Below are 25,514 nucleotides of genomic sequence, written 5' to 3'. Positions count from 1 at the left end.
GATGGTCAAGGCTTCAGGCAAAGGCCAAGCGCAAGCCCCTGCCTCGCAGGGGCTTGGCGTTTCTACGATCGAAGCTCTGGGCAGCGAGGCCGAGGAAGTCGAGTCTGGGGAGGTCGAGGACGCAACCGAGCTGCGCGACATCTGCGTGCCTGCGGTCATGCACGGCCAGCGTGCGGACAAGGTGTTGGCCGAGTGCGTGCCCGAATTCTCGCGCAGCTATCTGCAGCAACTGTTGGCCTTGGGAGCGGTCTCGCTGGCAGGCAGGCCGCTGTCCAAGCCTTCGACCAAGGTCACCGCAGGCCAGTGCCTTGTGCTGGAGATGCGGCCGACGCAGCAAAGCATGGCCTTTCAGCCCGAGGCCATGGCGCTGGATGTGGTGTATGAGGATGAGCACCTGCTGGTCGTGAACAAGCCCGCAGGTCTGGTCGTGCATCCGGCGCCTGGCAACTGGACGGGAACGCTGCTCAATGGCTTGCTGGCCCGCGATCCGCGGGCGCGCGAGGTGCCACGCGCCGGCATTGTGCACCGGCTGGACAAGGACACCAGTGGCCTGATGGTTGTGGCCAGAAGCCGGGCCGCCATGGATGCGCTCGTGGCCCTGATCGCCGTGCGTGAGGTCAGTCGCCAGTATCTGGCTCTGGGACATAACCTGGGGCATAAGGCCTGGGGCACGCGTCGGTTGCGCGAGGTGAGTCAGCCGATAGGGCGAGATCCGCGCAACCGCCTGCGCATGGCCGTGGTCGACCTGGCCCAGCATGCGGGCAAGACGGCGCGCACGGACATAGAGCTGCTCGATGGCAACCAGGACTACAGCCTGGTGCGCTGCAGCCTGCATACCGGACGCACACACCAGATACGTGTGCACATGGCCTGGCTGGGCCATCCGCTGGTGGCCGATGCGGTCTATGGCGGGCGTGAAGCTGCGGGGCTGAGTCGTCAGGCCTTGCATGCGTTTCGCCTGGCCTTCGTGCATCCGATGACAGGTCAGGCGCTGGATTTGCGTGCCGAGTTGCCGCAGGACATGGCGCAGGCGCTCGGGGTTTTGGGTCTGAGCTACAATCGCAGCCACAGCCTCTGACCATCTCTCGCATGGCGTGTGTGGGGCACTTCTCTCCCTTTCTTCTTTGATCCGGCACCCATGCCCGGCCTCTGGCTGGACTGGGGCCCATGTCCCCGAAACGCTGTGCCATGAATACGGTAGATGCCAAGCGGGTCCTGGAAACTGCATTGATCTGTGCACAGCAGCCCGTGACGCTGCGTGAGCTGCGCACCCTGTTCGATGACGTGCTGGGCTCGGATACGCTCAAGGACTTGTTGCTGGACCTGCAAAAGGACTGGGCGCTCAAGGGGGTGGAGCTGGTGCAGGTCGCTTCGGGCTGGCGCTTTCAAAGCCGTCCCGAGATGCGCATCTATCTGGACAGGCTGCACCCTGAAAAGCCGCCGCGCTATACGCGAGCTGCGCTGGAGACGCTGGCCATCATTGCCTACCGCCAGCCTGTGACTCGTGGCGACATCGAGGACATCCGCGGCGTGACTGTGAACAGTCTGATCATCAAGCAGCTTGAGGACAGAGGCTGGGTCGAGGTCATAGGCCATCGGGAAACCGTGGGCCGGCCGGCCTTGTTCGCGACCACGCGCCAGTTCCTCGACGATCTGGGACTTCAAGCCCTGGATCAACTGCCCATGCTGGAGGAGCCGCAGTCCCAGCAAAGTCTGTTCAAGGCTCTGGAAGAGGCGGGTGAAGAAGCAGCAGGCGAGCCGGTTGAAGGTGCATTGCCTGCCGAAGCCGCTCAGGACCAGCTGCAGCAGCCGGAGCCGGAGCCGGAGCCGCCGAAGACTGGGGCCGCCGAGCCTGGGCTGCAGCAGGATGCGTCTGCTCTGGAGCCAGCGGGCCAAGGGCGGGAGGATGGAAGGCCTGAGGCCGAGAGTGATGACAGGGATGAAGATGGGCTGCCAAGCCCGTCGCAGCAGGCGTTGCCTTTGCGGGAACAAGAGGCCGAACAGGACTTGGCGCCGGAGCAGGCTACGAACATGAATGGTGCTCAGCAGCAGAGCACAGCTAAGGATGAAGAATGAACGACGATTCCAACCGCCTGGATGAGGATGCGGCCGCCGAGCCGGCGGCTTCGACAAGAGCAGGCGCAGGTGAGACAGGGCGCAAACCGGCCAGGCCGCCGCATCTGCGTGGGCCCAAGCCAGGGCGCAAGCCGCGCGATGGCGACACCAGGGCTCAGGAGGCCTCGCCGGCCCTGGCCGTCCAGGGTTATGGATTTGCCGATGTGGTCTCGGGCGAGCTCGATGCTGCCGAAGACAGTGCCGATGCCATGCCGGCCAAGCGCGTACTTTTGCCCCAGATGGATTCGCCCAAGCTGCACAAGGTGCTGGCTCAGGCGGGCCTGGGTTCGCGCCTGGAGATGGAGCAGCTGATTCTCGAAGGCCGCATCTCGGTCAACAACGAGCCTGCCCATATAGGCCAGCGCATACAGTTTGGCGACCAGGTCAAGCTCAACGGCAAGCCCATACGCTTTCGCATAGAGCCGCCGCCGGCGCGCGTGATTGCCTATCACAAGCCTGTGGGCGAGGTGGTCACGCATGATGACCCGCAAAACCGCCCCACGGTCTTCAGAAAGCTGCCCAAGCTCCAGCATGGCAAATGGCAGTCCGTCGGGCGTCTGGACCTCAACACCGAAGGGTTGTTGCTGTTTACCAGCTCGGGTGAGCTGGCCAATTCGCTGATGCATCCGCGCTTTGGCCTGGAGCGCGAATATGCAGCTCGTGTGCTGGGCGCGCTCAGCAAGGAAGAAAAGCAGCGCCTGACCGATGGCGTGCAATTGGAGGACGGCGTGGCCGCCTTTGGCTCCATCGAAGAAGGTGGGGGCGAGGGCGCGAACTGCTGGTACAAAGTCACGATTTCCGAAGGGCGCAACCGTGAGGTTCGGCGCATGTTTGAAGCCGTGGGCCATGCGGTAAGCCGTTTGATCCGCATCCGCTACGGTGCCATGGTGCTGCCGCGCGGTCTCAAGCGCGGTGCCTGGGTGGAGCTCGATCAGGCTGACATACAGGCGCTGATGTCGGCGGCTGGCGTCAAGGCCCGACCCCCTGCTGTGGGTGGTGCAGCAGCAAAGGGCGGTCGCCGTGGTGGGCAGGGCGCTCGCGGTGCGGACCGGCGTGAAGGTGGGGCGCGCGACTTCGATGGCCAGCGCCCGGCTCCCCATGCGATGCTGGACCGTGCGCCGCGCAAGACTGCAGGCGGGGCAGCTCGCCAGGGAGGCCGGGGGCAGAGCTCTCAGCCGGATCCCATGCGTACCTCGGTGGGTTATATAGGCTCGGACAGCCTGACGCGTGCGCGCCAGAATGCCAAGCGCGGTCCCGGGGGACGCAAGCGTTGATGCTCTGCTAGCAGAGGACAGTATCCGGGCTTTAAGGGTTTGCGTGGGAGTTTGCTGGCACCGTTAGAATGGGCGGTTTTGCCAATGGGGCAAAAATCCATAGTAACCCTGGTTAGAAAGAATCAACATCATGGCCATAGAACGTACTCTTTCCATCATCAAGCCCGACGCCGTTGCCAAGAATGTCATCGGCCAGATCTATGCGCGCTTCGAGGCTGCAGGCCTCAAGGTGGTCGCAGCCAAGATGGCTCATCTGTCGCGCGGCGAGGCCGAGCAGTTCTACGCAGTGCACAAGGAGCGCCCCTTCTTCAAGGATCTGGTCGACTTCATGATCTCCGGTCCTGTGATGATCCAGGCCCTGGAAGGCGAGAACGCCATCCTCAAGAACCGCGAACTGATGGGCGCCACCGACCCCAAGAAGGCTGAGAAGGGCACGATTCGCGCCGACTTCGCCGACAGCATCGATGCCAACGCCGTGCATGGCTCGGACGCTGCTGAAACCGCTGCCGTGGAAGTGGCTTTCTTCTTCCCCGGCATGAACGTCTACTCGCGCTAATCCGCGCTTTTACCCTTGGCCGATCGGTGGCCTGCCCGTGTGCAGGCCACTGTCGCCTGAGGGGGAGCCGAGAGCAGCGTGGCATGGGCCTGCCGACATGAACACCAACGTGCTTGATTTTGATCTCGATGGGCTGGCCGCATATTGCGAGCAGCTTGGTGAGAAGCGTTTCCGCGCTACGCAGCTTTTTCGCTGGATTCACCAGCGCGGCGCCAGCGATTTCGATCAGATGAGCGATCTGGCCAAGTCCTTGCGTGAAAAACTCAAAGACCGGGCCCACATCACGGCCTTGCCCGTGGTTTCCGAGCATGTGTCCACCGATGGAACAGTGAAGTGGCTGTTCGACGTGGGTGACGGCAATGCCGTCGAATCCGTTTTCATTCCCGAGGATGACCGAGGAACGTTGTGCGTGTCCTCTCAGGCCGGCTGTGCCGTGGGCTGCCGCTTCTGCTCCACGGGTCATCAAGGTTTCAGCCGCAACCTCTCCACAGGCGAGATCCTGGCCCAGCTGTGGTATGCCGAGCATGCGCTGCGAAAGCGCCTTGGCAGCAGCGAGCGCGTGATCTCCAATGTGGTCATGATGGGCATGGGCGAGCCTTTGCAGAACTACACTGCCCTGGTGCCTGCGCTGCGCGTCATGCTGGAAGACCATGGCTATGGCCTGTCCAGGCGCCGCGTGACGGTCTCGACCTCGGGCGTGGTGCCCATGATGGATCGTCTGGCCGGAGACTGTGCCGTGGCACTGGCCGTCTCCCTGCATGCGCCGAATGACGAGTTGCGGGATCACCTGGTTCCCTTGAACCGCAAATATCCCTTGAGCGAGCTGCTCGATGCCTGTGTGCGCTATCTGGAGTTTGCGCCGCGCGATTTCATCACCTTCGAATATTGCATGCTCGATGGTGTCAACGATAAACCCGAGCATGCCCGCCAGCTGATAGAGTTAGTGCGCGCGCGCGGCGATGGCCGCAACTGGTGCAAGTTCAACCTCATTCCGTTCAACCCTTTTCCGGCATCGGGCCTGCTGCGCTCTCCGGCTGCAAGGGTGACGGAGTTTGCAAATCTGCTTGGCAATGCGGGCATCGTGACTACGGTACGCAAGACGCGCGGCGATGACATCGACGCCGCCTGCGGCCAGCTGGCTGGCGATGTCAAGGACCGTACAAGGGCGGCCGAACGCATGGCCAGGCAACGGACCATTGTCCTCAAGCAACTGTCTTGAGGGGGTATCTCATACTAGGAGGGGCGTTCATGAAGTCAGTGGCAGGGCTGAGGCCGACAGACAAAATAGGCAAGTACATGCGTTGGGGGCTTCCCGTGTTGTTTGTCCTGCTTTCCGGCTGTGCCACCCAGCAGACTTCGGTGACTGCGAATGCGCAGGCGGCGAACGCTCCGGCCGGCCCCGAGGCCGATCTTCAGCAGCGCGCACGCATCCGTCTGGAGTTGGCGGCCTCGTATTTCCAGGCGGATCGCATGGATGTGGCTGCCGAGGAGGTGGGCCAGGTTCTGGCCATGACCCCGAACAATGCCGATGCCCACAGCCTGCAAGGCCTGATCTACATGCGCAATCAGGATTGGCTCAGGGCCGATGCCAGCCTGCAAAAGGCGATCTCCCTGCGGCCTCAGGATGGTGACCTGCAGCACAACTATGGCTGGCTGCAATGCCAGCGCAAGCTGTTTGCGGATGCCCAGCAGTGGTTCGACAAGGCCATGACCCAGCCCGGCTATCGCGGCGCTCCCAAGACCTTGCTGGCCAAAGGCCTGTGCTATCACCAGGATGGTCGGCTCGACCTGGCCCAGAAATCCCTGTTCGAAGCCTATGAAATGGATGCCGCCAACCCTGTCGTGGCCTATCACCTGTCTAATGTGATGGTGCTGCGCGGCGAGACCAAGCGAGCCCAGTTCTACATCCGTCGTTTGAACAACAGCGCTCAGGCCAATGCCGAAAGCCTGTGGCTGGGTATCAAGGTGGAGCGGGCCATGCAGGATCAGGTGGCGATGCGCCAGCTGGCCGAGCAGTTGCAAAAGCGCTTTCCCGATTCGCGCCAGTGGATGGCCTACGAACGGGGAGCATTCAATGAATGAAGGCGAGCGCCTGCCAATGGATAGCGAAGTGGACAGCCCTGTCGATGACGGACAGCCGCAGGTGACGGCCGGCCAGCTGCTGCGCCAGATGCGTGAAGCGGCGGGGCAGTCCCAGGCTGGACTGGCTGCTTCGCTCAAGGTGCAGCCGGCCAAGCTGCAGGCCCTGGAGAGCGATGACCATGCGGCGTTCTCCGACCACGTGTTCATGCGCGCGCTGGCGCTGGGCGTGTGCCGCAGCCTGCGTGCGGATGCCAAGCCCGTGCTGGACCTGCTTCCCCAGGGCATGCCAAAAGGGCTGTCTCCGGGGCAGGCGGGCATCAACAAGCCCATCAAGGAGCGCAGCTTCAAAGGTGTGGGCGCGCCCGTGAGTACGGAGCGCAATACTTCCAAGGTGGTCTTCGTGGTCTTGCTGCTGCTGGCGGCGGCGGCCGGGGTCTACTTTTTCCCCAGCGATCTGGGGCAGGATAAGGAGCTGCAGAACGAGGCTGCGGCCCAGGTCGAGGGCAGTGCGCCGGTCGCTGCAGCAGGCGATGCACAAAGCGATGCACAAAGCAGCTCAGCCCCGCCAGAGCCAACAGCAGTGCAGCAGGCAGCCCAGGCCGGCGCAGGAGTCCAGCCGGTGACCGAGCCCGTGCCGGCTGGGTCGGCAACAAATCCTGGTGCCGATGCCGGCTCCAGTGTCAGCGCCAGCGCTGCGGCCATGGCTTCCAGCCTGCAATCGGCGCCGTCGCCGGCCGCTGCCCAGGCAGTGCCGCAAGCGGCGGACAAGGCCGCAACGGGTGATGAGCTGCTGCTCATCCGTGCCTCGGCCGAGTCCTGGGTTCAGGTCAAGAATGGCCATGGCCAGGTGGTGGAGCAGAAAACGCTGGCTGTGGGCGAAAGCTTGACGGCCAGTGGGGTCTTGCCGCTGTCCGTCGTGATCGGCAATGCGGGCGCGGTCCAGGTCAGCGTGCGTGGCCAGGCCATGGATCTGGCTGCAATTGCGCGCAGCAATGTGGCGCGCTTCGAGGTGAGGTAATGGCTCAGGATTTTTCCGCTGCAGCGCAGCCGATGGCGATTGCCGCGCCGCTGCCGCGCAGATCGCGTCAGGCCCGTGTGGTCTGGCGCAACAACGTGGTCACCGTGGGGGGAGATGCGCCGGTGCGTGTCCAGTCCATGACGAATACCGACACCGTGAACGCGGTGGAGACCGCGATCCAGGTGCGCGAGCTGGCCCAGGCCGGCTCGGAGATGGTGCGCATCACGGTGAACACGCCCGAGGCGGCGGCTGCCGTGCCCTATATCCGCGAGCAGCTCGACCGCATGGGCGAATACGTGCCCCTGGTCGGCGACTTCCACTACAACGGCCACCGGCTGCTGACCGAGTACCCGGACTGCGCCCAGGCACTGTCCAAATACCGCATCAACCCCGGCAACGTGGGCAAGGGCGACAAGAAGGACAAGCAGTTCGGCCAGATGATCGAAGCTGCGGCCCGCTACGACAAGGCCGTGCGCATCGGTGTGAACTGGGGCTCGCTGGACCAGGAGCTCATGGCCCGGCTCATGGATGAGAACTCGCGCCGCGCCCAGCCCTGGGATACGCGCCAGGTCATGTTCGAGGCACTGATCACATCGGCCGTGGATTCGGCGCGCCTGGCCGAGTCCATGGGGCTCAGCGGCGACAACATCATTCTGTCGTGCAAGGTCAGCGGCGTGCAGGACCTGATCTCCGTCTACCGCGAGCTGGCCAGGCGCTGCGACTATGCGCTGCACCTGGGCCTGACCGAGGCGGGTATGGGCACCAAGGGCACGGTGGCTTCGGCTGCGGCCCTGTCGGTGCTGCTGCAGGAAGGCATTGGCGACACGATTCGCGTCTCGCTCACGCCCCAGCCCGGCGAGGCACGCACCCAGGAGGTGGTCGTGGCCTCCGAGATACTGCAGGCCCTGGGCCTGCGCATCTTCGTGCCCAGCGTCACGGCCTGCCCGGGCTGCGGGCGCACGACCAGCACTACCTTCCAGGAACTGGCCAAGCGCATCGACGATTATCTGCGCGCCCAGATGCCGCTGTGGCGCATGCAGTATCCGGGCGTGGAGGCCATGAAGGTCGCCGTCATGGGCTGCATCGTCAACGGGCCCGGAGAGAGCAAGCACGCCAACATCGGCATCAGCCTGCCGGGCACGGGCGAGGCACCGGCCGCGCCCGTCTACATCGACGGCGAGAAAGCCATGACGCTGCGCGGCGAAGGCATTGCCCAGGAATTCCAGGCCGTAGTCGAGAGCTATGTGGCGCGTACCTACGGCAAGCATGTGGGCTAGGTTTATTGCAGCAAAATAGATAGCTGGTAGCGCTTGATCCATGGAGATTTCGCGCTGTTTTAATACTCAAACATAGAGATGACGGGCGCAAGCAGCTTCTTTTTTTGCGTCTGAATCACAACGAGAACCAAGTGGCCAAACCCGAAAAACTCTGCGCCGTCAAAGGCATGAACGATATTCTTCCCGCCGAGTCCGCTCGCTGGGAGTGGCTGGAAGCCCAGGTGCGCGACCTCATGGCGCGCTTTGCCTATCGCAATGTGCGCACGCCCATCGTCGAGCACACGCAGCTGTTCGTGCGCGGCATTGGCGAGGTGACCGATATCGTCGAAAAAGAGATGTACTCCTTCGAGGACAAGCTCAACGGCGAGCAACTCACGCTGCGGCCCGAAGGCACGGCCAGCCTGGTGCGCGCCACCATAGAGCACAACCTGCTGTACGACGGCGGCAAGCGCATGTGGTATATGGGGCCCATGTTCCGCCACGAGCGTCCGCAGCGCGGGCGCTACCGCCAGTTCCACCAGATCGGCGCCGAGGCGCTGGGCTTTGCGGGCCCGGACGTGGATGCCGAGCTGATCCTGCTGGCCGTGGCGCTGTGGAAGCGCCTGGGCCTCACGCAGTGGCGCCTGGAGATCAACAGCCTGGGCCAGCCCGAGGAGCGCCAGGCCCACCGCACGGCGCTGATCGCCTATCTGGAGCAGCACCTGGACGTGATGGACGAGGAAGCCAGGCGCCGCATGTACAGCAACCCGCTGCGCGTGCTCGACACCAAGAACCCGGCCATGCAGGCCATGGTGAACGGTGCGCCGCGCCTGCTGGACTTTCTGGGCGAGGCTTCGCTGGCCCACTTCGACGGCCTCAAGAAAATCCTCGACGCCAACGGCGTGCCCTGGAGCGTGAACCCGCGTCTGGTGCGTGGTCTTGACTACTACAACCTCACGGTCTTCGAGTTTGTGACCGACCTGCTGGGCTCGCAGGGCACGATCTGTGCGGGTGGGCGCTACGACTACCTGATCGAGCAGGTGGGCGGCAAGAGCGCGCCGGCCGTGGGCTGGGCCCTGGGCGCGGAGCGCGTGCTCGAGCTCATCAAGGAGCTGGGTACCGACATTCCCGAGCCCGCGCTGGATGCCTATGCCATCGTGCCCGATGCAGCGGCCATGCCCCAGGTGCTGGCCACGCTCACCCAGTTGCGCGAGGCCGGCGTGCGCGTGCAAATGCACACCGCAGGCAGCGAAGGCATGGGCAGCATGAAGTCGCAGTTCAAGAAAGCCGATGCCAGCGGCGCGCGCCATGCGCTGATCTTCGGAGCCGACGAGCTGCAGCAAGGCATGGTCACGGTCAAGTCGCTGCGCGACGGCGAAGGTCTGCAGCAGCAACAAGCCCTGGCTCAGGTAGCCCAATGGGCGCCCAATCTACAATCGGCCTCTTAATCGAATCAACAAGCCATGGCAAATCATCTCGACCTTGAAGAACAAGAGCAGATAGAGCAGCTCAAGCATTTTTGGAACACCTGGGGTAGCTTGATCACCGGCGTGCTGGTCGTCGTATTCGCAGCCGTGGCCGGCTGGAATGGCTACCAGTACTGGCAGCAGCGCCAGGCAGCCAAGGCCTCGGCCATGAGCTCGGTGGTGAGCCAGGCCCTGGCCGCCAAGGACCTGGATCGCGCCAGCCAGGCCCTGGCCGAGCTCGAAAAGGAATACGGCAGCACCTTGCAGGCCCAGCAGGCCGCGCTGCAACTGGCCAAGGCTGCGGTCGAGGCTGACAAGCTCGACGAGGCCAAAGCCGCCCTGACCTGGGTGGCGGAAAAAGGCAGCGAGGGCCTGCAGGGCCTGGCCAAGCTGCGCCTGAGCGCCGTGCTCCAACAGCAAGATCAGCTCGACGAAGCGCTCAAGGCGCTGGATGGCAAGCTGCCCGAGGCCTATGCGGCCCTGGTCGCCGACCGCCGCGGCGATCTTCTGTCTGCCCAGGGCAAGGGCGAGCAGGCGGTTGCCGAATACCAGCGCGCCCACGCAGCCTTCGAAAAAGGCAGCGAATATGCACGACTGGTGGAGTTCAAGCTCAATGCTCTGGGTGCCGAGCCCACGGGCCAGACACCGACAGCGGAGAAGCAATCTTGAAAACTTCAGCCGATCAACTGATTTCCCCCGTGTACAGCAAAGCCGGCCGCTGGCTGGCTCTGGGTCTGCTGGCCACCAGCCTTGGCGGCTGCGCCTGGCTGGGCGGTGGCGACAAGCCCGAGCTCAAGGACCTGGGCCCCAACCCCGGCCTGCTGGCCGTACACCAGGCCTGGACCGTGAAGCTGGGAGCCGAAGTGCCCCTGGCTTCCACGGTGCATGTGCAGGGTGAGACGTTGTTCGTCGTGACCAAGGACGGCGCCGTGACGGCGCTGGACGCACGCACGGGCGCCCAGTCTTCGCGCTTTGCCGTGGGCGAGCCGCTCACGGCCGGGGCGGGCTCGGACGGCGAACATGTGGCCGTGCTCACCAGAAGCAACCAGGTCGCGGTCTATGTGCAAGGCCAGCAGCAATGGAAGCAGTCGCTGGCTGCCGCCGCCTATACGCCGCCGCTGGTCGCCGGCGGCCGTGTGTTCGTGCTTGGCGCGGACCGCACGATCTCGGCCTTCGACGCGGGCAATGGTCGCAAGCTCTGGGCTGCCCAGCGCCCTGGCGAGCCCCTGGTGCTGCGCCAGCCCGGCGTACTCATGGCTGTGGGCAATACCCTGGTCGCGGGGCTCTCGGGTCGCCTCGTGGGGCTGGACCCGGACAGCGGTTCGGTGCGCTGGGAAGTGCCTCTGGCCAGCCCGCGCGGCACCAACGACGTCGAGCGCCTGGTTGATCTGGTCGGCACGGTGAGCCGTGTCGGCGACAGTGTTTGCGCGCGGGCCTTCCAGGCCAGCGTGGGCTGCGTGGATGCGCGCACCGCCAGCGTGCGCTGGACCCAGCCGTCCAAGGGCTCGGATGGCATCGCCGGTGACGAGCAGGCCATCTTCGGTGCGGAAAGCAATGGCACGGTACAGGCCTGGCGCCGTGTGGATGGCTCGCGCCTGTGGAGCGTGGACAAGCTTCAGCATCGCCGCCTGACGGCACCGCTGCAGCTCGGGCGTTCCGTGATCTTTGGTGATGACTATGGCGTGGTGCACCTGTTTGCCAAGACTGATGGCCAGGCGCTGGCGCGTCTGAATACGGACACCGCCGGCGTGGCCGCGGCCCCCGTGGCTGTGGCCGACACCCTGGTGGTGGTCAGCCGCAGCGGCACTGTTTATGGCTTTAGGCCGGATTAAAGGTATTTTTGGGAATGAAGCCAGTTATCGCTCTTGTCGGGCGACCCAATGTGGGCAAATCGACGCTGTTCAATCGGCTGACCAAGTCCAGGGATGCGATCGTCGCGGACTTCGCGGGGCTCACGCGCGATCGGCATTACGGTCAGGGCCGTCAGGGCAAGCACGAGTACATCGTCATCGACACCGGTGGCTTTGAGCCCGATGCGTCCAGCGGAATCTTCAAGGAGATGGCCAAGCAGACGCAGCAGGCCGTGGCCGAGGCCGATGTGGTGATCTTCGTCGTCGATGCGCGCTCGGGCCTTTCTGCCCAGGACCACGACATCGCCAAGTACCTGCGTCGCCTGGGCAAGCCCTGCATGCTCGTGGCCAACAAGGCCGAGGGCATGCAGGAGGGCGCCCAGCTGACCGAGTTCTACGAGCTGGGCCTGGGCGAGGTGCTGCCGGTCTCGGCGGCCCATGGCCAGGGCATGCGCGGGCTCGTCGAGCTGGCCCTGGCGCCGCTGAACCTGGTCGAGCCCGAGGATGACCCTCTGGCCGACCTCGAGCAAAAACCCATACGCTTGGCCGTGGCCGGTCGCCCCAACGTGGGCAAGTCCACGCTGATCAACACCTGGCTTGGCGAAGAGCGCCTTGTGGCCTTCGACATGCCGGGCACCACGCGCGATGCGATCTCCGTGCCGTTCGAGCGCGCAGGCCAGAAGTTCGAGCTTGTGGACACCGCAGGTCTGCGCCGCAAGGGCCGGGTCTTCGAGGCCATAGAGAAGTTCTCCGTGGTCAAAACCCTGCAGGCCATAGAGACTGCGAATGTGGTCCTGCTGCTCATCGACGCCACCCAGGGCGTGACCGATCAGGACGCGCATATTGCGGGCTTCATTCTCGAAAGCGGTCGTGCCGTGGTGCTGGCCGTGAATAAATGGGATGCGGTCGATGATTACCAGCGCCAGATGCTGGAGCGCTCCATAGAAACGCGTTTATCGTTTCTCAAGTTTGCGCCCATGCACTTTATCTCGGCGCAAAAACGTCAGGGCCTGGGGCCGCTGTGGAACTCCATTGTCCAGGCGCATAAGGCTGCCACCTGCAAGATGCCCACGCCGGTGCTCACGCGCCTGCTCATGGAGGCCGTGCAGTTCCAGACGCCCAAGAAAGTGGGCATGTACCGGCCCAAGATGCGCTACGCCCACCAGGGCGGCATGAATCCCCCGGTCATCGTCATCCATGGCAACTCCCTGGAGCATGTTACTGAGGCTTACAAGCGCTTTCTCGAAGGGCGTTTTCGCAAGGAGTTCAATCTTGTGGGAACACCATTGCGCATAGAGATGAAGACTTCTCATAATCCTTTTGCCGAAAAAGATAAATAATCTGTTTCGGTATCAATTGGAAACCTTGGAATATCCAGGGTTCCATAGCACTGTGGTAAGGTGTCGGTTTACAACAACACTCCTAGAACACGGAGAATATCGTGAGCAATAAAGGCCAACTCCTCCAAGATCCATTTCTGAATGCTCTGCGTCGTGAGCATGTTCCTGTCTCCATCTACCTGGTCAACGGTATCAAGTTGCAAGGTCAGATCGAATCCTTTGACCAATACGTCGTGCTGCTGCGCAATACAGTGACCCAGATGGTCTACAAGCACGCGATCTCCACCATTGTTCCCGGCCGCGCCGTGAACTTTTCTACAGCCGACAACGCTGATAACGCTGCCAGCGCTTGATAGCTCTGGCGCAGATGCCTTCCCGTAAGCACGGGAAGGCTCCTCACCCCAAGGGAGAGGTGTTTGAGTTCTGATTCTTTTGACCGGGCCGCGCCCACGCCAGTGTTGCTGGTAGGCGTGGATTTTGGCTTTCCCCATTTCGACGAAGAGCTCGAGGAGCTCGGTCTTCTTGCCGACACTGCGGGGCTGGCACCCGTGGCGCGCCTGACCTGCAAGCGCAAGGTGCCCGATGCGGCCCTGTTCGTGGGCAGCGGCAAGGCCGATGAAATCCGCATGCTGGCCCAGATGCATGGAGCCAGCGAAGTGCTGTTCGACCAGGCGCTGAGCCCGGCCCAGCAGCGCAATCTGGAGCGTCACCTGCAGATGCCGGTCAACGACCGCACGCTTTTGATTCTGGAGATCTTTGCCCAGCGCGCGCGCAGCCATGAAGGCAAGCTGCAGGTCGAGCTTGCACGGCTGCAATATGTGGCGACGCGGCTGGTGCGGCGCTGGACCCACCTGGAGCGCCAGATGGGGGGAATAGGCGGGCGCGGCGGTCCTGGCGAAAAGCAGATCGAGCTCGACCGGCGCATGATCGACGATGCGATCAAGCGCACCAAGGAGCGGCTGCAAAAGGTCAAGAAGCAACGAGCCACGCAGCGCCGTCAGCGCAAGCGCCACGAAGTCTTCAATATCTCCCTGGTCGGCTATACCAACGCGGGCAAATCCACGCTGTTCAACGCCTTGGTCAAGGCGCGTGCCTATGCGGCCGACCAGTTGTTTGCCACGCTGGATACGACCACGCGCCAGCTGTACCTGAGTGAGGCTCAGCAGTCGGTGTCCCTGTCGGATACCGTGGGCTTCATCCGTGATCTGCCCCATGGTCTGGTGGATGCCTTCCAGGCCACCTTGCAGGAAGCCGTGGATGCGGACTTGCTGCTGCATGTGGTCGACGCCTCGAACCCCGGATTTCCCGAGCAAATCCATCAGGTGCAGAAAGTGCTCAAGGAAATCGGTGCGCAGGATGTACCCCTGGTACTGGTCTTCAACAAGCTCGATGCCGTAGCCCCGGAGCGCCAGCCGCGGCAACTGCGCGATGCGTATGAGCTTGAAGGCCAGGCCGTCGAGCGGGTTTTCGTGAGCGCCCGTTCGGGGGCTGGGCTGGGCGAGCTGCGCGAGCTGCTTGCAGCCCATGCCCTGCGGGCCAATGCCCAGGAGGGCGATGCACAAGAGCCGGCTCCCGCCGGCGCAGACCCCGCGATGCCCTCTGGATATGGGGATCAATGCTAGGGTTTCGGCAAGCTATTGGGCAAAATGCCTTAGGGTTCCTGTATTTATTGAAGAAACCGAGATTTCTCGCATGAAGCTTTCACATCACGCCCTTCGCTGGGCGATGCTGCCGCAACGTCTGCGTGGGATGTTCAATCTGAACGATCCCCGCTGGGGACGTGGAGATGACAAGAACGAAGAGGGCGAGCGACCGCAGGCGGATAAACCGCCAGCTCCGCCGCCTGCACCTTCGGAGCCGAGCCGCAACCCCAGGCCGTCGCAGGCCGGCCAGCCGCCGGATCTGGATGAGCTGTGGCGCGACCTCAATCGCAAGCTCTCCGGGCTGTTCGGCGGGAAGTCGGGTGGGCGCCAGCCGCCCAACCGCAGCAACGGCGGTCAGCCGCCCGAGATGCGCGGTGGCGCTGGCGTGAGCGTGTTCCTGATCGCTGGCGTGGCCGCGCTGATCTGGCTGGGTACGGGCTTTTTCATCGTCCAGGAAGGTCAGCAGGCCGTGATCACCCAGTTCGGCAAGTACAAGAGCACGGTGGGTGCAGGCTTCAACTGGCGCCTGCCTTATCCCGTGCAGCGTCATGAGCTGGTGTTCGTGACCCAGATCCGCTCGGCCGATGTGGGTCGTGACAACATCATCAAGAGCACGGGCCTGCGCGAGTCGGCGATGCTGACCGAGGACGAGAACATCGTGGAAATCAAGTTCGCCGTCCAGTACCGCCTGAGCGATGCGCGTGCCTGGCTGTTCGAGAGCCGCAATCCCGGCGAGGCCGTGGTCCAGGCAGCAGAAAGTGCGGTGCGCGAAGTTGTGGGCAAGATGCGCATGGACACGGCTCTCGCAGAAGAGCGTGACCAGATCGCGCCGCGCGTGCGCACCCTCATGCAGACCATTCTCGACCGCTACAAGGTAGGCGTGGAGGTTGTGGGCATCAACCTGCAGCAAGGTGGTGTGCGTCCGCCCGAGCAGGTACAGGCAGCCTTTGACGATGTGCTCAAGGCCGGGCAGGAGCGCGAGCGCGCCAAGAACGAAGCCCAGGCCTATGCCAACGATGTGATTCCGCGTGCTGTGGGCTCGGCCTCGCGCCTGCAGGAAGAGGCTGGTGCCTATAAGGCCAGGATCGTGGCCCAAGCCCAGGGTGATGCCCAGCGCTTCAGCTCGCTGTACAGCGAGTACCAAAAGGCGCCCCAGGTCACGCGCGACCGCTTGTACCTGGAGAGCATGCAGCAGATCTACAGCAGCGTGAGCAAGGTCCTGGTGGAATCGCGCCAGGGCTCCAATCTGTTGTACCTGCCGCTGGACAAAATCCTCAACAGCAGCAATGCAGGCACCTCTTCGGAGGAGGCGGCTGCACCTGCTGCGGCCTCTTCGGCACCGCCTGCAGTCCAGGTTTTTCCCAATGATGGACGCGCTCGCGACAGCTCGCGCAGCCGTGAGCGTGAATCCCGCTAGGAGATAACAACAATGAACCGAGTCGGATTTATCGTGACCAGCTTTCTCGTGGTGCTGGCCTTGCTCAGCTCCATGTTGTTCGTGGTCGATCAAAGACAGTATGGCGTGGTCTACACCATGGGGCAGATCAAGGATGTGATCAAGGAGCCAGGGCTCAACATCAAGATGCCGCCGCCGTTTCAGAGCGTGCGCTACATCGACAAGCGCCTGCTGACGCTGGACAGCACGGATACCGAGCCCATGCTCACCGCGGAAAAGCAGCGCGTGGTTATCGACTGGTATGTGCGCTGGCGCATCTCCGATCCCTCGCAGTACATCCGTAATGTGGGTCTGGATGAGGCGGCAGGTGTGTTGCAGCTCAACCGCGTGGTGCGCAACGCTTTCCAGGAGGAGATCAACCGCCGCACGCTGCGTGAACTGCTGTCGAGCAAGCGCGATGCGCTGATGAACGATGTCAAGCGCGAAGTGCTGGAGACCGTCGGTGGTGCCAAGCCCTGGGGCGTGGATGTGGTCGATGTGCGCATCACGCGCGTGGACTATGCGGAGACGATTACCGAGTCCGTTTATCGCCGCATGGAGGCCGAGCGCAAGCGCGTGGCCAACGAGCTGCGCTCCACGGGTGCGGCCGAGGGCGAGAAGATCCGCGCCGATGCAGATCGCCAGCGCGAGATCACCGTGGCCAATGCCTACCGCGATGCGCAAAAGCTCAAGGGCGAGGGCGATGCCGAAGCTGCGCGCATCTACGCCGAGGCCTTTGGCAAGGATCCGCAGTTTGCGCAGTTCTATCGCAGCCTTGAGGCTTACAAGGCCAGCTTTGCGCAAAAAAGCGATGTGCTGGTACTCGATCCTTCGCAGACCGACTTCTTCAAGGCTTACCGCAGCGGCGGTGCCGCAGGCAAGTAAACCCCGGACACCGGCGTCACAGGACAAGCTATGGATGGCATGAGCTCTCTTGGTCTGGCCCTGGCGCTGGTTCTGGTCATCGAAGGGCTGCTGCCCTTGCTGGCGCCCAATCTGTGGCGCCGGGTCTTTTCCCAGATGCTGCAGTTGCGCGATGGGCAACTGCGCTTTTGCGGTCTGCTCAGTATCATCGTCGGCGCCCTGGTGCTGGCTTTGCTCTGAAATCTCCAAGGACTGTCTGCTGTCTTGTGCGCCCTGAATTTGGGCGTATGCGTTACAGCCGGTAGAATCGCGTTTTTAACAGCCTCCCCCTTTTTCCATGTCTGCTTGGGTCCTGCCGGATCACATTGCCGATGTCTTGCCCTCAGAGGCCCGGCACATCGAAGAACTGCGTCGAGGTTTGCTCGATACCGCGCGCGGCTACGGCTATGAGCTTGTCATGCCGCCGCTGCTTGAATACATAGACTCCCTGCTGACCGGTACGGGCGAAGAGCTGGACTTGCAGACCTGCAAGCTCGTAGACCAGCTTTCGGGCCGCACGCTGGGCCTGCGTGCCGACACCACGCAGCAGGTGGCGCGCATCGATGCCCACCTGCTCAACCGCAGCGGCCTGACCCGGCTGTGCTATTGCGGCCCCGTCATCCATGCACGTCCCGACGGCCCGCGCTCCACGCGCGAGCCGCTGCAGTTCGGTGCCGAAATCTATGGCCACTCGGGCCTGGAGGCCGACCTCGAATCCCTGCTGCTGGCCCTGGACTGCCTCAGGAGTGCAGGCGTCACGCAGATCAACGTGGACCTGGGCGATGCGCGCATTGCGCGCAGCCTGCTGGCCGGCGTGATGGTGGAGATGGACGTGCTGCGCCAAGTGCATGCGGCGCTGGCAGTCAAGGATGCGACCGAGCTGGAGCGCCTGACGCGCGGCTTCCCCCAAACTTCGCGCGAGGGCCTGATGGCCTTGCTGCAGCTGTATGGCGGCATCGAGGTGCTGGACGAGGCCGAGAAGCGCCTGGGCGGTGTGGCTGGCGTGAGCAAGGTGCTGGCCCATCTGCGCTGGCTGGCCGAACGTCTCGATGGTGTGAATCTGAGCTTCGATCTTGCCGATCTGCGCGGCTATGCCTACTACAGCGGCACGCGCTTTGCGATTTATGTGCCCGGTGCCAGCGACGCCTTGGTGCGCGGCGGCCGTTATGACGAGGTCGGCGCCGTGTTCGGGCGCAACCGCCCGGCGGCCGGCTTCAGCCTGGACCTCAAGCAGCTCGTGGCCGTGGTGCCCGAGCGCCCGCTCAAGGCGGCCATACGTGCGCCCTGGCTCGACGATGCCCATGCCACGGCTGCCGTGGCCGCGCTCAGGCGCCAGGGCGAGACCGTGGTCTGCGTGCTGCCCGGTCATGAGAGCCAGGTGGACGAATTCCACTGCGACCGTGAGCTGGTGCAGGTGGGCGACCAGTGGGTGGTCAAGGCGCTGTAGTGGGCAAGTGCCTGCAGGCGGTGCCAACGGGTACCGCTGCGCGGCACGGGACTGTTTTTCGGATTTCAATGGATGGGACTATGAAAGCTAGCAAAGGTCGCAATGTGGTTGTGGTCGGCACCCAGTGGGGTGATGAGGGCAAGGGCAAGCTTGTCGATTGGCTGACCGAGACCGCCCAGGGCGTGGTGCGTTTCCAGGGTGGCCACAATGCAGGCCACACCCTGGTCATCAATGGCGTCAAGACCGCCTTGCACCTGATTCCCAGCGGCATCATGCGCCCCGGCGTCAAATGCTTCATTGGCAACGGTGTGGTGGTTTCGGCGGCCAAGCTGCTCGAGGAGATCGCAGGTCTGGAGAAGGCTGGTGTGCAGGTGCGTGACCGCTTGCGCGTGTCCGAAGCCTGTCCGCTGATCCTGCCTTTTCACTCGGCGCTGGATGTGGCGCGCGAAGCGGCGCGCGAGCAGGGTGGCACCGAGAAGATCGGAACCACGGGCCGCGGCATTGGCCCGGCCTATGAGGACAAGATTGCACGCCGCGCGCTGCGCGTGCAGGACATGAAGTACCCCGAGCGCTTCGCGGCCAAGCTGCGCGAGCTGCTGGATCTGCACAACCATGTGCTGGTGAATGTGCTGGGTTCCAAGAACTTCGAGTTCGGCGATGCGCTCAAGCCCTACATCAAGAACGGCGAAGTGCAGTTCGATGCGGTCTACGAAGAGGCCATGCGCCATGCCGAGCAGATCAAGCCCATGATGGCCGACGTCTCGCGCGAGCTCAACGAACTCCATGCCCAGGGCAGCAATCTGCTGTTCGAAGGTGCGCAGGGCACGCTGCTGGACGTGGACCACGGCACCTATCCGTATGTGACCTCGTCCAACTGCGTGGCCGGCAATGCGGCCGCAGGCTCGGGCGTGGGCCCCGGCATGTTGCACTATGTGCTGGGCATCACCAAGGCCTATTGCACGCGTGTGGGCGGCGGCCCTTTCCCCACGGAGCTCGAATGGGAAAAGGAAGGCACGCCGGGCTGGCACATGAGCACCGTGGGCTTTGAAAAAGGCGTGACCACGGGCCGTTCGCGCCGCTGCGGCTGGTTCGATGCGGCCTTGCTCAAGCGCAGCGCCCAGGTCAACGGCCTATCGGGCCTGTGCATTACCAAGCTCGACGTACTTGACGGCCTGACCGAGCTGCAACTGTGCGTGGGCTATGAGCTCGATGGCGAAACAATCGATCTGCTGCCCATGGGGGCGGACGAGATCTCGCGCTGCAAGCCGATCTACGAGGTTCTTGCGGGCTGGACGGAGTCCACCGTGGGCGTTACGGATTACAAGGCCTTGCCTGCGAATGCGCGCCAATATCTGCAGCGCATCGAAGAGGTCACGGGCGTGCCGATTGCCATGGTCTCGACCAGCCCCGATCGTGATCACACGATTTTGATGCACAACCCCTATGCCGTCGCCTGACGGCCGGTTCTTGAAACACAGCCCCCAAGCAGGAGTCATCATGCTGACCGAAGACGGCAAGCACCTTTATGTGAGCTACGACGAGTATCACAACCTCATCGAAAAGCTCGCACTCAAGATCCATCAGTCGGGCTGGGAGTTCGACACCATCCTGTGCCTGGCCCGTGGCGGACTGCGCCCCGGCGATATCCTGAGCCGCATTTTCGACAAGCCCCTGGCCATCATGTCCACCAGCTCCTACCGTGCCGAAGCCGGCATGGTCCAGGGTCATCTGGACATTGCGCGCTTCATCACCACGCCCAAGGGCGAGATTGCAGGCCGCGTGCTGCTGGTCGATGATCTCGCCGATTCGGGCCACACGCTCAATGCGGTGATCGCCATGCTCAAGACCAACTATCCGCCGATCACCGAGCTGCGCAGTGCCGTGATCTGGACCAAGGGCGTGTCTGCCTTCACGCCTGACTATTCAGTCGATTTCCTGGCCACCAACCCCTGGATTCACCAGCCGTTCGAGACCTATGACACGCTGACGCCGGCCGAGCTCATGGACAAGTGGAAGCTCTGAGTCCGGGCTTGTACGCATGCATCAAGGGAGTCCTTCGGGCTCCCTTTTTTGATGCTCGGGTGGCGCGGCACGGAACGAGGTGTGCGGCTCGAGGAATGCTCATTTTTCATGAGCTGCTTGCGCCTTCTGGTCAACAGTTTCAGATCGATTTATATTTGAAATCCAATACAGGCAAGCGCTAGAAGCTCTTCTTTTTACATGTTTGCTGGACGCTGCATCCCGACGAGCGGTGCTGGCCAGTCGAGGCTCCAGAATCTGGCTGTGGGTTTTTGAGCGTGTTTTTGAAACATGCAGTATTTGGGATTCACCGACGGATACACTGCGCACAATCTTAGAAAGTGGTGTCGTGTGAAATCTTTCCCTGTTGGCCGCGTAATCATTGCCGCAGGCTTGGTCCTGGGCGGAGCTGCCCTGGCGTGGCGTCTGGGGTCGACGGGCTCTGCGGCCAGGCCTGAGGCGGCCCCTCCAGGCCCTGGGCCAGCGCGGCCTGCGGCGGCGGTGGTCAAGCAGGCTGTGCAGCCGCTGCAGACCTGGTCCACGCCCATCTTCGTGCTCAACTCGCTGGATGCCAACATCAGCGTCATCGACCCGGCGAGCTGGCAGGAGACGGCGCGCATTCCCACGGGCAAGGAGCCGCACCATCTTTATCTGACGCCGGACGACAAGTCGCTGATCGTGGCCAATGCACTGGGCGACTCGCTGACCCTGGTCGATCCGCGCACCGGCCAAGTGCAGCGCGTGATACGCGACATCACCGACCCCTACCACCTGCGCTTCAGCCCTGACATGCAGTGGCTGGTCACGGCTGCCAATCGCCTGGATCACATCGACTTCTACCGTTGGGATGGACAGAGCCCGCAATTGGTCAAGCGTGTGCCGACGGGCAAGACGCCCAGTCATTTGTGGATAGATGCGGGCAGTGCCACGCTGTACTCGACCATGCAGGACAGCGATGAGTTGGTGAGCATAGACATCGCGACCCAGACCATCCGCTCGCGCGTACCTACGGGGTCCATGCCGGCCGATGTCTATGGCAGCCCCGATGGCCGAATGCTGTTCGTCGGACTCACGGGCGGCAATGGCGTGGAGGTCTTCGACCTCGCCGGTGCCGAGCCGCGCAGCCTGGGCCAGATCAAGACGGCGGCTGGCGCCCATGCCTTCCGCGCCGCAGGCGATGGCGTGCATTTGTATGTCAGCAATCGCGTGGCCAACACGATCAGCAAGATCAACATGCAGACCCGTGAAGTCGTGGACAGCTATCCCGGCCCAGGCGGCCCGGATTGCATGGATGTGTCTGCCGATGGCCGCTATCTGCTTGTGAGCTCGCGCTGGGCGCGCAAGCTCTCCATCGTCGATACGGTGGAGAAGAAAGTCGTGCAGCAGGTGCCCGTGGGCAAGTCCCCGCATGGCGTCTGGACTCTGGCCCATGCGGCGCGTTGAAGGCCTGCAGCGGGCTTGCCAAGGAGATAGCCATGGATCGTAGACGTCTGGTGCGTTCGGCCACTGCATTGGCGGCCTTGGGGCTGGTGCGCGGCAGCCTGGCCGCAGGCTCAGGTGGCGGGCCTGGCGCGGCCCAAGTCCGGGGCTGTGAGCAGCCCTTGTATCTGACCTTCGATACCGGCCATATGGGGGTGGCCGACCTGATTGCCCAGGTGCTCAAGCGCCATGGCGTGCAGGTGACTTTCTTTGCGGCCAACGAAGCCACGCAACAGGGCGACGGCTGCCTGGGCGAGTACTGGGCGCCCTGGTGGCAGGCACGTGCGGGGGAAGGGCATGAGTTTGCCTCCCATACCTGGGACCATATGTACTGGCGCGCAGACCTGCGCGCCCGGGCCGGCGGGCCGGTCACGGGCTTCAGGGTCCGGCCTTCGGCAGGGCCCCGCGCCAATACCAGCTTCGCCATCGATATTGCAGGCTATGGCGAGCAGATCACCAGGGCTGCGCAAAGGCTGGCACAGATCACGGGGCGCAAGCCCTTGCCCCTGTTTCGTGCCCCCGGAGGCAAGACTTCACCGGCCTTGCTGGCCGCGGCGCGCGAGGCCGGTTATGCGCATGTGGGCTGGTCGCCCTCAGGCTTTCTGGGCGATGAGCTGCCCAGCGAGAGCCATCCCAATGACAAGCTGCTCAGACAGGCGCTGGAAAACATCCGCAGCGGCGACATTCTGCTGGCCCATCTGGGGATCTGGTCGCGCAAGAGTGTCTGGGCGCAGGCCGTGCTCGAACCCCTGATCGTGGGCCTGCTGGACAAGGGATTTTGCTTTCGTACCCTGGCCCAGCATCCCGGCTACCGGGACTGGATTGCACAGCACAGGCTGTCTTAGAGCGCGGGAGGCAGATGTGCAATGGTGGACTCAGGTGTTTGGCGAGGCCCAGCAGCGGCTGTTCGAGGCGGTGGTCCAGCCCCTGCTGTTCAAGCTCGGGCTGGCGAGCTTGATCGAGGATGCCTATGGGGCCACGGGCTGGCTGCTCGTGGGGCTGCTGCAGATTCTCGTCATGGTGTTGCTGATCGTGCCGTTGCAGCGCTGGCGCCCGGTGGAGGCGCTGATCGACCGGCGCGCGGTGCGCGTGGACATTCTCTATACGCTGATCCACAGACTGGGCGTGTTCCGGCTGGCGCTGTTCTTCACGCTGGAGCCGCTGTGGGACGCCCTCATGGGGCGGCTGCATGTCTGGGGCCTGCCGGGCATGCATCTCGACGACCTGTGGCCCGGTGTGACCGACAAGGCCTGGGTGAGCCTTGTCCTGTATCTCGTGGTCTTCGATTTTCTCGACTACTGGATTCATCGTGGCCAGCACGGTCTGGACTGGTGGTGGAAGCTGCACTCCCTGCACCACTCCCAGCGCCAGATGACGGTCTGGAGCGACAACCGCAACCACTTGCTCGATGATGTGCTGCGCGATGCCATCGTCGTCCTCGTGGCCCAGTTCATCGGCGTGGCGCCGAGCCAGTTCGTGGTCATCGTGGCTTTTACCCAACTCAGTGAAAGCCTGCAGCATGCCAACCTGCGGCTGTGGTTCGGCCCTGTGGGCGAGCGTCTGTGGATCAGTCCACGTTTTCATCGTCGCCACCATGCCATAGGCATAGGCCATGAGCCCATGGCCCCGGTTCGCAACCGAAAGGCGCGCGGCAACAACTTTGGCGTGCTCCTTCCCTGGTGGGACATGCTTTTCGGCACGGCCAACTTCGAGCTGCGCTATGACCCCACAGGCGTGCGCGACCAGGTCCAGCCCGATGCCGGGGGCCGGCTGCGCGACTATGGACAAGGGTTCTGGGCGCAGCAATGGCAGGGTTTGATGCGGCTTATAGGTCGCGCTTGACGACTGGCTTGGGTATGCTTGCTGGCATGGGCTTGTTACTCGACTCCTTTTGGCGTGCCATGGCGTATTGCCTGCATAGGCGGGTGATTGTCTGGTCCCTGTTCCCCTTGCTGCTCATGGCAGCCATGGCCTGGGGGCTCGGTTACTTTTTCTGGGCCGATGCCGTGATCTGGACCGAAGGGGTGCTTCAGGGCGCGGGCTGGCTGCACATGCTGTGGACCTGGCTGCAAGGCCATGGCGTGCAGTCGGCTCCTGCCCTGGTCGCTCCTGTGCTGGTGGTGCTGGCGGTGGCGCCCGTGTTGGTGGTGGTGGCGTTGCTGCTCGTGGCGCTGTGCATGACGCCGGCACTCGTCGAGCTGGTGGCGCAAAAACGCTTCCCTCAATTGGAGCGCAAGCATGGGGGCTCGTTGCTCGCCAGCCTGGCCTGGTCCTCGGGCTCTTCGCTGATCGCACTGATCGCGCTGGTCGTTTCCATTCCGCTATGGTTTGTTCCGCCCCTGGTGGTCGTGATTCCGCCGCTGATCTGGGGTTGGCTCACCTACCGGGTCATGGCCTTTGATGCCCTGGCCGCCCATGCGAGCCGGCCCGAGCGGCGCGCACTGTTTCTGCGGCACCGTTATGCGCTCATGCTCATAGGCGTGATCTGTGGCTATCTGGGAGCGGCGCCGGCCATCGTCTGGGCCTCGGGCGTGGTGTTTTTGGCAGCGTTCTGGGTATTGATTCCCCTGGCCATCTGGATTTATGCGCTGGTGTTCGCCTTCTCTTCGCTCTGGTTCTCGCACTTCTGCCTTTCGGCCCTGGAGAGCATGCGCGAGGAGCTGCCCCAGCCGCCGCAGGCACCCGTGGTTCCGTTTGCTCCCGGCGCAGGGAATACACTCCTGCCCTGAGACATACACGGGCGGCCGCCCTCCAGGCCAGATTTTTGCACTAGAAAAACACCATGAAGCTCACAGTTGGTGCTCTCATCATCGGAGACGAAATCCTCTCGGGAAAACGCGCAGACCAGCATTTGCCCAAGCTCATAGAGCTGCTGGGCGCTCGCGGCCTGTCACTGTCCTTCGCTGAATATGTGGGCGATGACGAGCAGCGCATCACCGATGCCCTGCGTCGCGCATTTTCCTCGGGCCAGGTGGTGTTCAGCTTCGGCGGCATAGGCGCCACGCCCGATGACCGCACGCGCCAATGTGCAGCCGAGGCGTTGGGCGTGCCCCTGGACTTGCACCCTGAGGCCGTGGCCCTGATCCGTGAACGCATGCGGGATGTGGCAGAGAAGGAGAGCCAGCCCTACGAGCCCCAGCGGCCCGACAACGTGCACCGCCTGCAGATGGGAAATTTCCCCGTAGGGGCACGCATCATTCCCAACGTCTACAACAAGATCCCGGGGTTCTCCTGCACAGGCCAGGGCGGCGGCACGGTGCATTTCATGCCGGGTTTTCCGGTCATGGCATGGCCCATGGCCGAATGGGTGCTGGATCAGCGGTATGCGGCGTACTTCCACAGCACGCAGCACAAAGAGCACTCAGTCATTGTCTATGGCGGCATGGAGGCTGCACTCACTCCGTTGATGGTCGCCATCGAGCGCGACCATCCCGGTGTCAAGGTATTCAGCCTGCCCAGCGTGGATGATGACAGGCATGGCCGGCATATCGAGCTGGGAGTGAAGGGTGAGGTCAACGCCGTGCTCAAGGCTTGGCCGACCTTGCTTGAAGGCTTGCACTCTTTTGGTGCAAGTTTGGGTCCTGAAGTGGTTCGCACGATTTAGGGGCTTGCTTGGTGCGACAATTTGCAC

The 25,514-nt window shown here is 63.3% G+C and carries 25 protein-coding genes; all 25 read left to right on the top strand.

Annotated features, from left to right (window positions below; translation table 11 throughout):
- Position 1: 1 nt before the first annotated feature.
- Positions 2–1,078: an RluA family pseudouridine synthase gene (locus G486_RS0107805; protein WP_027015042.1), complete on the top strand. Its 1,077-nt coding sequence runs from the start codon at positions 2–4 to the stop codon at positions 1,076–1,078.
- Between the two features lie 110 nt (positions 1,079–1,188).
- Positions 1,189–2,076, top strand: coding sequence for an SMC-Scp complex subunit ScpB (scpB, locus tag G486_RS24500; protein WP_051303281.1), 888 nt, complete (start codon positions 1,189–1,191; stop codon positions 2,074–2,076).
- On the top strand, positions 2,073–3,389 hold the full coding sequence (locus tag G486_RS0107795) for a pseudouridine synthase (RefSeq protein ID WP_027015041.1): 1,317 nt from the start codon (positions 2,073–2,075) through the stop codon (positions 3,387–3,389). Before scpB ends, G486_RS0107795 begins: the two co-directional genes overlap by 4 nt.
- A 130-nt stretch (positions 3,390–3,519) precedes the next feature.
- On the top strand, positions 3,520–3,945 hold the full coding sequence (ndk, locus tag G486_RS0107790) for a nucleoside-diphosphate kinase (protein WP_027015040.1): 426 nt from the start codon (positions 3,520–3,522) through the stop codon (positions 3,943–3,945).
- 97 nt (positions 3,946–4,042) lie between these two features.
- Positions 4,043–5,164: a 23S rRNA (adenine(2503)-C(2))-methyltransferase RlmN gene (gene rlmN / locus G486_RS0107785; RefSeq protein WP_027015039.1), complete on the top strand. Its 1,122-nt coding sequence runs from the start codon at positions 4,043–4,045 to the stop codon at positions 5,162–5,164.
- Positions 5,165–5,241: 77 nt separating this feature from the next.
- Positions 5,242–6,027 (top strand): type IV pilus biogenesis/stability protein PilW, encoded by a 786-nt coding sequence (gene pilW, locus G486_RS0107780; protein ID WP_245587271.1) that lies wholly within the window; start codon positions 5,242–5,244, stop codon positions 6,025–6,027.
- The gene (locus tag G486_RS0107775; RefSeq protein WP_051303279.1) at positions 6,020–7,045 is read left to right on the top strand and encodes a helix-turn-helix domain-containing protein; all 1,026 of its coding nucleotides are present in this window, start codon (positions 6,020–6,022) and stop codon (positions 7,043–7,045) included. Before pilW ends, G486_RS0107775 begins: the two co-directional genes overlap by 8 nt.
- The gene (ispG, locus tag G486_RS0107770; RefSeq protein ID WP_027015036.1) at positions 7,045–8,322 is read left to right on the top strand and encodes a flavodoxin-dependent (E)-4-hydroxy-3-methylbut-2-enyl-diphosphate synthase; all 1,278 of its coding nucleotides are present in this window, start codon (positions 7,045–7,047) and stop codon (positions 8,320–8,322) included. Before G486_RS0107775 ends, ispG begins: the two co-directional genes overlap by 1 nt.
- 167 nt (positions 8,323–8,489) lie before the next feature.
- Positions 8,490–9,749 (top strand): histidine--tRNA ligase, encoded by a 1,260-nt coding sequence (gene hisS / locus G486_RS0107765; protein ID WP_245587270.1) that lies wholly within the window; start codon positions 8,490–8,492, stop codon positions 9,747–9,749.
- A gap of 15 nt (positions 9,750–9,764) precedes the next feature.
- A complete protein-coding gene (locus G486_RS0107760) occupies positions 9,765–10,436 on the top strand; it encodes a YfgM family protein (protein ID WP_027015034.1) in 672 nt (223 codons plus the stop codon).
- Positions 10,433–11,599: an outer membrane protein assembly factor BamB gene (gene bamB, locus G486_RS0107755; protein WP_051303277.1), complete on the top strand. Its 1,167-nt coding sequence runs from the start codon at positions 10,433–10,435 to the stop codon at positions 11,597–11,599. The genes G486_RS0107760 and bamB overlap by 4 nt, the downstream gene beginning before the upstream one ends.
- Positions 11,600–11,613: 14 nt before the next feature.
- Positions 11,614–12,957: a ribosome biogenesis GTPase Der gene (gene der, locus G486_RS0107750; RefSeq protein WP_027015032.1), complete on the top strand. Its 1,344-nt coding sequence runs from the start codon at positions 11,614–11,616 to the stop codon at positions 12,955–12,957.
- A gap of 101 nt (positions 12,958–13,058) precedes the next feature.
- A complete protein-coding gene (gene hfq / locus G486_RS23395) occupies positions 13,059–13,310 on the top strand; it encodes an RNA chaperone Hfq (RefSeq protein ID WP_027015031.1) in 252 nt (83 codons plus the stop codon).
- A gap of 63 nt (positions 13,311–13,373) precedes the next feature.
- The gene (hflX, locus tag G486_RS21760) at positions 13,374–14,579 is read left to right on the top strand and encodes a GTPase HflX (protein ID WP_051303274.1); all 1,206 of its coding nucleotides are present in this window, start codon (positions 13,374–13,376) and stop codon (positions 14,577–14,579) included.
- 70 nt (positions 14,580–14,649) lie between these two features.
- Complete coding sequence (hflK, locus tag G486_RS0107735) at positions 14,650–16,017, top strand: FtsH protease activity modulator HflK (RefSeq protein WP_027015030.1); 1,368 nt, start codon at positions 14,650–14,652, stop codon at positions 16,015–16,017.
- A 12-nt stretch (positions 16,018–16,029) separates the two neighbouring features.
- Positions 16,030–16,920: a protease modulator HflC gene (gene hflC / locus G486_RS0107730; protein ID WP_027015029.1), complete on the top strand. Its 891-nt coding sequence runs from the start codon at positions 16,030–16,032 to the stop codon at positions 16,918–16,920.
- A gap of 30 nt (positions 16,921–16,950) precedes the next feature.
- The gene (locus G486_RS0107725) at positions 16,951–17,139 is read left to right on the top strand and encodes a DUF2065 domain-containing protein (RefSeq protein ID WP_027015028.1); all 189 of its coding nucleotides are present in this window, start codon (positions 16,951–16,953) and stop codon (positions 17,137–17,139) included.
- 97 nt (positions 17,140–17,236) lie between these two features.
- Entirely contained in the window at positions 17,237–18,385 is a 1,149-nt protein-coding gene (locus G486_RS0107720) for an ATP phosphoribosyltransferase regulatory subunit (RefSeq protein ID WP_027015027.1), read from the top strand.
- Between the two features lie 80 nt (positions 18,386–18,465).
- Complete coding sequence (locus G486_RS0107715; protein WP_027015026.1) at positions 18,466–19,842, top strand: adenylosuccinate synthase; 1,377 nt, start codon at positions 18,466–18,468, stop codon at positions 19,840–19,842.
- Between the two features lie 40 nt (positions 19,843–19,882).
- On the top strand, positions 19,883–20,407 hold the full coding sequence (locus tag G486_RS0107710; protein ID WP_027015025.1) for a phosphoribosyltransferase: 525 nt from the start codon (positions 19,883–19,885) through the stop codon (positions 20,405–20,407).
- 348 nt (positions 20,408–20,755) lie between these two features.
- Complete coding sequence (locus G486_RS0107705; protein WP_245587268.1) at positions 20,756–21,847, top strand: YVTN family beta-propeller repeat protein; 1,092 nt, start codon at positions 20,756–20,758, stop codon at positions 21,845–21,847.
- A gap of 32 nt (positions 21,848–21,879) precedes the next feature.
- The gene (locus tag G486_RS0107700) at positions 21,880–22,728 is read left to right on the top strand and encodes a polysaccharide deacetylase family protein (protein ID WP_034386935.1); all 849 of its coding nucleotides are present in this window, start codon (positions 21,880–21,882) and stop codon (positions 22,726–22,728) included.
- Between the two features lie 16 nt (positions 22,729–22,744).
- Complete coding sequence (locus G486_RS0107695) at positions 22,745–23,725, top strand: sterol desaturase family protein (RefSeq protein WP_027015022.1); 981 nt, start codon at positions 22,745–22,747, stop codon at positions 23,723–23,725.
- Between the two features lie 14 nt (positions 23,726–23,739).
- A complete protein-coding gene (locus G486_RS0107690; RefSeq protein ID WP_027015021.1) occupies positions 23,740–24,612 on the top strand; it encodes an EI24 domain-containing protein in 873 nt (290 codons plus the stop codon).
- 53 nt (positions 24,613–24,665) lie between these two features.
- Positions 24,666–25,487 carry a competence/damage-inducible protein A gene (locus G486_RS0107685; protein WP_027015020.1) on the top strand — a complete coding sequence of 274 codons (822 nt, stop codon included), beginning with the start codon at positions 24,666–24,668 and terminating at the stop codon, positions 25,485–25,487.
- Positions 25,488–25,514: the final 27 nt, after the last annotated feature.

It is taken from the genome of Comamonas composti DSM 21721 (assembly GCF_000429845.1).
GTDB classification, from domain to species: domain Bacteria; phylum Pseudomonadota; class Gammaproteobacteria; order Burkholderiales; family Burkholderiaceae_C; genus Comamonas; species Comamonas composti.
Note: the sequence above shows the minus strand (reverse complement) of the source record. Positions and strands in the feature narration are given on the sequence as shown.